Below are 7,599 nucleotides of genomic sequence, written 5' to 3' on the forward strand. Positions count from 1 at the left end.
GCGACCGGGGGAGCGGGGAGCGGCGCGGGCGGCGTGGCGCGGGGCAGGCCGTTCGCCTCCGGCGCGGGTGCCGGGGTCGCCTCAGCGGCGGCCGGTTCGGGGTCGCGCGGGGGCTCCTTCGCGGCCTCCTTCGGGGGTTCCGGGAGGGCGGGCTCCGGCTGGCCGCCATGCTCGGTCTCGAGCCGGGCGATCGCCCGGTCGAGCGAGACCCGCTCGGCCTCGATGTCGGCCTCCGACAGCGGCGGGTCGAGGGAGCGGAGCTGGCCGATCAGCGCCGCGCGGGCGCGCTCGTAGACCGTGTGCCGCAAATCGGGCGAACGGTCCGGCAGGGCCTCGAGGGCGCGGGCGAGCAGGGGGTAATAGTCGGCCATGGTCGCCGCATGCCTTGTCGTGCGGGGCGGCGGGCGTCAAGCTTCGCCCGCCGGGATGCGCGCGGGATCCCGCTCAATCCTCGAAGGGGTTGTGGACCAGGATGGTGTCGTCCCGCTCCGGCGAGGTCGAGAGCAGCGCCACCGGCGCGCCGATCAGCTCCTCGATGCGGCGCACGTACTTGATCGCCTGGGCCGGCAGGTCGGCCCAGGAGCGGCCGCCCGCGGTGGTCTCGCTCCAGCCCTCGAAGGCCTCGTAGATCGGCTCGACCCGGGCCTGGTCGGCCTGGCTCGCCGGCAGGTGGTCGATCACGCGGCCGTCGAGGCGGTAGCCGGTGCAGATCTGGATCGTCTCGAAGCCGTCGAGAATGTCGAGCTTGGTGAGCGCGATGCCGTTGATCCCGGAGGTCCGTACGGTCTGGCGCACCAGGGCGGCATCGAACCAGCCGCAGCGGCGCTTGCGCCCCGTCACGACGCCGAACTCGCGGCCGCGCTCGCCGATCCGCTCGCCGATCGCGTCGGTGAGCTCGGTCGGGAACGGCCCCTCGCCGACCCGGGTGGTGTAGGCCTTGACGATGCCGAGCACGTAGCCGATCGCGCCCGGGCCGAGGCCCGACCCCGTCGCCGCCTGCGCGGCCACGATGTTGGAGGACGTCACGTACGGGTAGGTGCCGTGGTCGACGTCGAGGAGGGCGCCTTGCGCGCCCTCGAACAGGATGCGCTTGCCGGCGCGGCGGGCGTCGTCGAGGAGCGACCACACCGTGTCGGCGAAGGGCAGGATCTTGGGGGCGATGGCGAGCAGCTCGGCCTTCAGCGCCGCGCCGTCGATCTCGTCGATGCCCAGGCCCCGGCGCAGGGCGTTGTGGTGGGCCAGCAGCCGGCCGATCTTGGCGTCGAGCATCTCGGCATCGGCGAGGTCGACGACGCGGATCGCCCGGCGGCCGACCTTGTCCTCGTAGGCCGGGCCGATGCCGCGCTTGGTGGTGCCGATCTTGAGCACCGCGTTCGAGGTCTCGCGGAAGTGATCGAGCTCGCGGTGCAGCGGCAGGATCAGGGTCGCGTTGTCGGCGATGCGCAGGTTCTCCGGCGTGATCGCCACGCCCTGCTGGCCGATCTTCGCGATCTCCTCGACGAGGTGCCAGGGATCGACCACGACGCCGTTGCCGATGACCGACAGCGTGCCGCCGCGCACCACGCCCGACGGCAGCAGCGACAGCTTGTAGGTCACGCCGTCGATGACGAGGGTATGGCCGGCATTGTGCCCGCCCTGGAAGCGCACCACGACGTCGGCCTGCTCGGAGAGCCAGTCGACGATCTTGCCCTTGCCCTCGTCGCCCCACTGGGCGCCCACCACGACGACGTTCGCCATATCAAAAACCCGTCCCTGCCCCGCCACGCGAAAAGCCCCGGCGCGTGCTAGGCGCGGGGCTGATCGGCTTGCGGATGGTGTCACGCGTCTGCGCTCTTCGGCGATCCGGGCCGGGAAATCAAGCTGGGCCCGGGAGATGCCCCGGATGCGCGGCGCGAGGCGCTACTTCGCCTCGGTGCCCGGGCCCTGGCCCGGCAGCTCGCCGGGCTTGATCACCGGGGTCGAGTTCGGGGTCGGCTCCGGGGGCTTCACCGCCATGTCGGGCGTGCCGGTGGCCGGCGGCTTAATCACGCCGTCCGAGCGCTGGAGCTTGTCGCTCAGCGTCGAGCCGGTGGTGTCGGACTTGTCGGCGTTCGAGGTCGCGTCGCCGGGCCTGACCTTCTCGGGGATGGTCTGGTTCAGCGGCGGCAGGTTCGGGTCGCGGTCGCGCCCCTTCAGGGGCACCTCGGGCGACTGGGCGAGGGCGGCGGTGGCGCCGGCGACGATCGCCAGCGCGGCGAGCCCGCCACGCATCAGCTTGGACATCGGGTTTCTCCTGCGAGTGGAGTCTCCCGAAGGAAACCGGGCCGGCTCCCGAGGGTTCCGGCCGCGCTTGGTCTCGGCCGTCCTTGCCGTCAGCTCGCCCTGGCCATCTCCAGGTAGAGGTCGCGCAGGCGCCGGGTCATCGGACCGGGCTGGCCGCCGCCGACGCGCGTCCCGTCGATCTCGATCACCGGCATCACGAAGGCCGAGGCCGAGGTGAAGAACGCCTCGGCGGCGGCTTGCGCCTCCGCCACCGTGAAGGCGCGCTCCTCGACGGTGAGCCCGTTCTCCTCGGCGAGCCGCATCACCGCCCGGCGGGTGATGCCGGGAAGGAGTGCGGTCGAGAGCGGGCGGGTGACGATGCGGTTGTCCTCGGTGATGATGAAGGCGGTGGAGGAACCGCCCTCGGTCACGAAGCCGTCCTCGTGCATCCAGGCCTCGGCGACGCCGGCGGCGGCCGCCTGCTGCTTGGCCAGCACCTGGGCGAGCAGAGCCACCGACTTGATGTCCCGGCGCTTCCAGCGCAGGTCCTCGACGGTGATGACCTTGGCGCCGCGCTCGGCCAGCGGGTTGGCCGAGACGGTCTTGGCTTGCGTGAACATCACCACGGTCGGCGGCGTGCCCTCGGGCGGGAAGGCGAAGTCGCGCTCGGCGACGCCGCGGGTCACCTCCATGTAGACGAGGCCTTCCTTGAGGCCGTTGCGGGTGACCAGCTCCTCCTCGAGCCTCGTCCACTCGGCGATGCCGTGGGGGTTGCGGATGCCGATCTCGGAGAGCGACCGGTCGAGGCGGGCGAGGTGGGCCTCGTTGTCGACGAGGCGCCCGTCCAGCACCGCGCTCACCTCGTAGATCCCGTCGGCGAACAGGAACCCGCGGTCCATGATCGGGATCGTCGCCTCCTCGAAGGGCACGAAGCGGCCGTTGACGTAGACGATGCGGGACATGGCGGGCCTTCCTCTCGCGGGGCCGACGGCGCGGCCGTGCACGAACAAGAGGTCCTTGAAGCATCAGCCGGCGCCCGGCGGCAAGCGCGATTCCGGCCGACCCGCCCTGCACGATTCGGGCGGGCCCCCGGCGCGCGCGGCGGTTGCGCTCGGTTGCGCGCGCGACCTATCGTCCGTCGACACGGAGAGGACACGACATGCGGCTCACCCCCGACGCGAAGGGCGTTTTCCCCATCGCCCCGACCCCGTTCCACCCGGACGGCCGCATCGACGAGGCCTCGATCGACCGGATGACCGATTTCTACGGCGAGATCGGCGCGACCGGCCTCACCGTGCTCGGCATGATGGGCGAGGCGCCCAAGCTCGACGGCGCCGAGGCGATCGCGGTCGCCTCCCGGGTGATCCGGCGCACCAAGCTTCCCGTCATCATCGGCGTCTCGGCCCCGGGCTTCGCCGCCATGGGCTCGCTCACCCGCGCGGTGATGGAGGCGGGCGCCGCCGGCGTGATGATCGCGCCGCCGCCGTCCTTGCGCACCGACGACCAGATCGTCGGCTACTACGCCCAGGCCGCCGAAGTGATCGGCCCCGACGTGCCGTTCGTGATCCAGGACTACCCGCTGACCCTGAGCGTGGTGATGACGCCCGGCGTGATCCGCCGCATCGTCGCCGACAACGCCAACTGCGTGATGCTCAAGCACGAGGACTGGCCGGGCCTCGAGAAGATCTCCGCGCTGCGCGCCTTCCAGCGCGACGGGTCGATGCGGCCGATCTCGATCCTGTGCGGCAACGGCGGCCTCTTCCTCGACTTCGAGTGCGAGCGCGGCGCCGACGGGGCCAATACCGGCTACGCCTTCCCGGAGATGCTGGTGGATGTCGTCCGCCTCTCCGCAGCCGGCGAGCGCGCGCAGGCGCACGACATCTTCGACGCCCACCTGCCGCTCCTGCGCTACGAGCAGCAGCCCGGCGTCGGCCTCGCGGTGCGCAAATACGTGCTGATGCGCCGGGGCATCCTCGCCTCGGACGCCCAGCGCAAGCCTGCCGGCGGCCTGTCGGCGACGGCCCGCGCCGAGGTGGACTTCTTGCTGGAGCGCCTGGGGCGGCACGACCCGCGGGCGCGGGTCTGACCGTTCCGCCTCAGGCTGCATCCTCCAGGTGGATGCGCAGGACGAAGCCGGCGGCGGTGGCGATGTTGACGAGGGCGTCGAGCGAGAACTTGTCGAGCTTGCCGCGCATCAGGTCGTTGAGCCGCGGGCGCGTCAGGCCCAGGCGGGCCGCCGCCTGCTCCTGAGGCAGGTCCCAGCTCCGGATCCGTTCGCGGATCTGGAGCAGCAGGTCCGCCCGCGCCGTCATGTTGGCGGCTGCCGCCGGATCGTCGGTCAGGGCGTCGAAGACGTTGGCGAAGGTCTCAGTCGTCATGTCGTGCCTGCCAATCCCTGAGCCGCTTGGCCGCCAGTTCGATATCGGTCCGGGCCGTCTGCTGCGTCTTCTTCTGGAAAGCGTGCAGCACCAGGATGCGATCCGGCAGTGTCGCCAGGTAGATGATTCTGAACGCCCCGGACTTTTCCCGGATGCGGATCTCCCTCACGCCCGGGCCGACCGTCTTCATCGGCTTCCAGTCGCTCGGTTCCAGGCCCGTCTGGACGGCTCGCAGCTCGACCCCGGCCTGATAACGCGCCGCGTCGGGAAAATGCTGCAGGACGCTGCGGCTGTCGCCGAGGAAGGAGACCGGTTTCACGTCGCGTGTGTATCAGAACCGATACAGGAAGGCGAGCGCGCGGATGACGCACGGCTTGCAGCAGTTTTTCCCGTGCAGATTCGCGGTTGGCGGCAGATCACACGCTCTCATCGATCATCATTATGAATAAAAATCTGCGTATATTATAATACAATAATTATCTGATAGGCGAACGCGCTGAAAGGCCGGGCGCCGCGCGGCGCCCGGCCTTTCATCTTACTCTGCCGAGCCAAACACCCGCCGGAAGATCGTGTCGACGTGCTTGAGGTGGTAGCCGAGGTCGAAGCACTCGGCGATGGCCTCGGGCTTCAGCGCCGCGGTCACCTCCTGGTCGGCCTGGAGCAGGGTGAGGAAGTCGCCCTCGCCGCGCCAGACCGGCATCGCGTTGCGCTGGACCAGCCGATAGGCGTCCTCGCGCGACACGCCGGCCTGGGTCAGCGCCAGCAGCACCCGCTGCGAGTGGACGAGACCGCCGAGCCGGTCGAGGTTGCGCTGCATCTGCTCGGGGTAGACCAGCAGCTTGTCGACCACGCCGGTGAGGCGGGCGAGCGCGAAATCGAGGGTGACGGTGGCGTCCGGGCCGATCATCCGCTCGACCGAGGAATGCGAGATGTCGCGCTCGTGCCAGAGCGCCACGTTCTCCATCGCCGGGAGCGCGTAGGACCGCACCATGCGGGCAAGGCCCGTGAGGTTCTCGGTCAGCACCGGGTTGCGCTTGTGCGGCATCGCCGAGGAGCCCTTCTGGCCCTCGGAGAAGTACTCTTCCGCCTCCAGCACCTCGGTGCGCTGCAGGTGACGCACCTCGATCGACAGCCGCTCGATCGACGAGGCGACGACGCCCAGCACCGCGAAGAACATCGCGTGGCGGTCGCGCGGGATGATCTGGGTCGAGACCGGCTCGACCGTGAGGCCCATCTGGGCGGCGACGTATTCCTCGACCCGCGGATCGATGTTGGCGAAGGTGCCGACTGCCCCCGAGATGGCGCAGGTGGCGATCTCGGCGCGGGCCGCGACGAGGCGGGCGCGGGCGCGCTCGAACTCGGCATAGGCCTGGGCGAGCTTGAGCCCGAAGGTCACCGGCTCGGCGTGGATGCCGTGCGAGCGGCCGATGGTCGGGGTGAGCTTGTGCTCGAAGGCCCGGCGCTTGAGGGCGGCGAGCAGCCCGTCGATGTCGGCGATGAGCAGGTCGGCGGCGCGGGCGAGCTGCACGTTGAGGCAGGTGTCGAGCACGTCCGAGGAGGTCATGCCCTGGTGCACGAACCGCGCCTCGGGGCCGACGATCTCGGCGAGGTGGGTCAGGAACGCGATCACGTCGTGCTTGGTGACGCGCTCGATCTCGTCGATCCGCGCGACGTCGAACACCGCGTCGCGGCCCTTCTCCCACACCTTGGCGGCGGCCTCCTTCGGCACGACGCCGAGTTCGGCGAGCGCGGTCGTGGCATGGGCCTCGATCTCGAACCAGATCCGGAAGCGCGCTTCCGGCGACCAGATCGCCGTCATCTCGGGCCGGCTGTAGCGGGGGATCATCGTCGGGGCTCCTGCTCACGGGGCGGGGGGTGATGCCGCGACGGCTAGGGGAAGCGGGTCGAGAAGGCAAGGAAGGGGAGGGCGGTGGCCTGCGCCGCCCACCGGTGCATGCCTTGCCCTCGTCCCGGCGACTTGCCCCGGCTATTTGCCTTTTCCCCAGGTCAGCGTGACCTTGAACTCGGCCTTGGTGTCGCCCGAGACGATCCACAGGTCGCACTCGCCGGTGAGCGAGGCGCCGACCGTCTCGTCCATCGCCTTCACCAGGCCGGCGAGCGAGCCGAGCGCCGCCTCGAACTGTCCTTGGTCTTGCGCGCGACGTCGCCGGCGATGCCGATTTCCCCCCTCGCCCCGCCCTCGGGCGCGCCGATCAGGACTTGGTGCCCGTCCGGCAATTCGACTATCATCTGGGCCGTCATGATCTGGATCTCCGCCGCTCGATGATTCAGAAGAGCCTCGTCTACATCTACGCGACCCATCCGCGCCGCACTTTCGTCGGCTGCGGCGCTTTCGTAGAGGGTGGCTACGTCGCGACATGCCGTCATGTCTGGACGATGGCGACGGCAAAAGACGGAGGCACTGGGAAGCAGGTCGAGATCGTCTTTCCTCATCATCGCGATCCCGCCGCGTCGGCCATCGTCGGATCGCTCTTGAGCGACTGTGATCTCGGCTGGGGACCTGCGCCGGACCTGCTGCTCCTGTCGCTCAGTGCGGTCCCGCCCGACATCGTTGCCTTGCAGGCCGCCGCCGACACGGGCAGGGAGACGGGGGAGGCACAGGCCTTGGCCGGGTTGGTCGATCCCGGGCGTCCGGGCGGCCCGTTCCAGGTCGAGATCATGGGGAAGCTCGCCGACGAGGCTCAATCACAGGCACGAGCAAGTGTCCGCGCAGATCGCGGCCCTTACAACCGAGCTGGTGCGGACCGGCGGGGCCCCGCTGGCAGCCAGCTCAGACGCAGAGCGCGCCCGGAAACAAGCTGAAGCGCGTGAGCGCGCCGTGGCGGAGGCAACAGAGCATCAAGCCAAGCTGAAGGCGGACGGCCGAGAGCGCGGTAAGCGCTCGGTGAAGGCCGCCTTGTGGCTGTAGTGCTTTGCTCTGGATACAGGTGCTGGCGCCAGATGGCGCTGTATCGGCCCT

General features: G+C 70.1%; 9 protein-coding genes and 1 pseudogene. 2 read left to right on the forward strand and 8 right to left on the reverse strand.

Annotation, left to right across the window (positions count from 1 at the left end; translation table 11 throughout):
* The 4 genes and pseudogenes from HPY23_RS32620 to HPY23_RS32635 form a co-directional block, all read right to left on the reverse strand.
* Positions 1-371, reverse strand: a pseudogene (locus tag HPY23_RS32620) (histidine kinase); the annotation flags it as partial.
* Positions 372-444: 73 nt separating this feature from the next.
* Positions 445-1,737 (reverse strand): adenylosuccinate synthase, encoded by a 1,293-nt coding sequence (locus tag HPY23_RS32625; RefSeq protein WP_060849734.1) that lies wholly within the window; start codon positions 1,735-1,737, stop codon positions 445-447.
* Positions 1,738-1,899: 162 nt separating this feature from the next.
* Positions 1,900-2,262 (reverse strand): hypothetical protein, encoded by a 363-nt coding sequence (locus tag HPY23_RS32630; protein WP_060849735.1) that lies wholly within the window; start codon positions 2,260-2,262, stop codon positions 1,900-1,902.
* 89 nt (positions 2,263-2,351) lie between these two features.
* Positions 2,352-3,203 (reverse strand): D-amino-acid transaminase, encoded by an 852-nt coding sequence (locus HPY23_RS32635; protein WP_091891178.1) that lies wholly within the window; start codon positions 3,201-3,203, stop codon positions 2,352-2,354.
* Between the two features lie 197 nt (positions 3,204-3,400).
* Between HPY23_RS32635 and HPY23_RS32640 the strand changes: the two genes are divergently transcribed.
* Entirely contained in the window at positions 3,401-4,327 is a 927-nt protein-coding gene (locus HPY23_RS32640) for a dihydrodipicolinate synthase family protein (protein WP_091891175.1), read from the forward strand.
* Between the two features lie 10 nt (positions 4,328-4,337).
* Here the strand turns inward: HPY23_RS32640 and HPY23_RS32645 are convergent, their stop codons facing one another.
* The 4 genes from HPY23_RS32645 to HPY23_RS32660 all read right to left on the reverse strand — a co-directional run bounded on the left by HPY23_RS32645 (position 4,338) and on the right by HPY23_RS32660 (position 6,881).
* Positions 4,338-4,619 carry a helix-turn-helix domain-containing protein gene (locus HPY23_RS32645; protein ID WP_060849738.1) on the reverse strand — a complete coding sequence of 94 codons (282 nt, stop codon included), beginning with the start codon at positions 4,617-4,619 and terminating at the stop codon, positions 4,338-4,340.
* Entirely contained in the window at positions 4,609-4,938 is a 330-nt protein-coding gene (locus HPY23_RS32650) for a type II toxin-antitoxin system RelE/ParE family toxin (protein WP_091891170.1), read from the reverse strand. Before HPY23_RS32650 ends, HPY23_RS32645 begins: the two co-directional genes overlap by 11 nt.
* Before the next feature lie 216 nt (positions 4,939-5,154).
* Positions 5,155-6,465, reverse strand: a complete 1,311-nt coding sequence (purB, locus tag HPY23_RS32655; RefSeq protein ID WP_091891166.1) for an adenylosuccinate lyase — start codon at positions 6,463-6,465, stop codon at positions 5,155-5,157.
* Positions 6,466-6,722: 257 nt separating this feature from the next.
* Complete coding sequence (locus tag HPY23_RS32660) at positions 6,723-6,881, reverse strand: hypothetical protein (protein WP_175540091.1); 159 nt, start codon at positions 6,879-6,881, stop codon at positions 6,723-6,725.
* Positions 6,882-6,902: 21 nt separating this feature from the next.
* Between HPY23_RS32660 and HPY23_RS32665 the strand changes: the two genes are divergently transcribed.
* Positions 6,903-7,442, forward strand: a complete 540-nt coding sequence (locus tag HPY23_RS32665) for a hypothetical protein (protein WP_091891163.1) — start codon at positions 6,903-6,905, stop codon at positions 7,440-7,442.
* The last annotated feature ends 157 nt before the right edge of the window (positions 7,443-7,599 follow it).

Source organism: Methylobacterium ajmalii, assembly GCF_016613415.1.
Lineage (GTDB): Bacteria > Pseudomonadota > Alphaproteobacteria > Rhizobiales > Beijerinckiaceae > Methylobacterium > Methylobacterium ajmalii.

Coding starts and splice junctions, on each gene's coding strand:
- HPY23_RS32625 (WP_060849734.1), bottom strand. CDS start 1,737: ATGGCGAACGTCGTCGTGGTGGGCGCCCAGTGGGGCGACGAGGGCAAG.
- HPY23_RS32630 (WP_060849735.1), bottom strand. CDS start 2,262: ATGTCCAAGCTGATGCGTGGCGGGCTCGCCGCGCTGGCGATCGTCGCC.
- HPY23_RS32635 (WP_091891178.1), bottom strand. CDS start 3,203: ATGTCCCGCATCGTCTACGTCAACGGCCGCTTCGTGCCCTTCGAGGAG.
- HPY23_RS32640 (WP_091891175.1), top strand. CDS start 3,401: ATGCGGCTCACCCCCGACGCGAAGGGCGTTTTCCCCATCGCCCCGACC.
- HPY23_RS32645 (WP_060849738.1), bottom strand. CDS start 4,619: ATGACGACTGAGACCTTCGCCAACGTCTTCGACGCCCTGACCGACGAT.
- purB (WP_091891166.1), bottom strand. CDS start 6,465: ATGATCCCCCGCTACAGCCGGCCCGAGATGACGGCGATCTGGTCGCCG.
- HPY23_RS32660 (WP_175540091.1), bottom strand. CDS start 6,881: ATGACGGCCCAGATGATAGTCGAATTGCCGGACGGGCACCAAGTCCTG.
- HPY23_RS32665 (WP_091891163.1), top strand. CDS start 6,903: ATGATTCAGAAGAGCCTCGTCTACATCTACGCGACCCATCCGCGCCGC.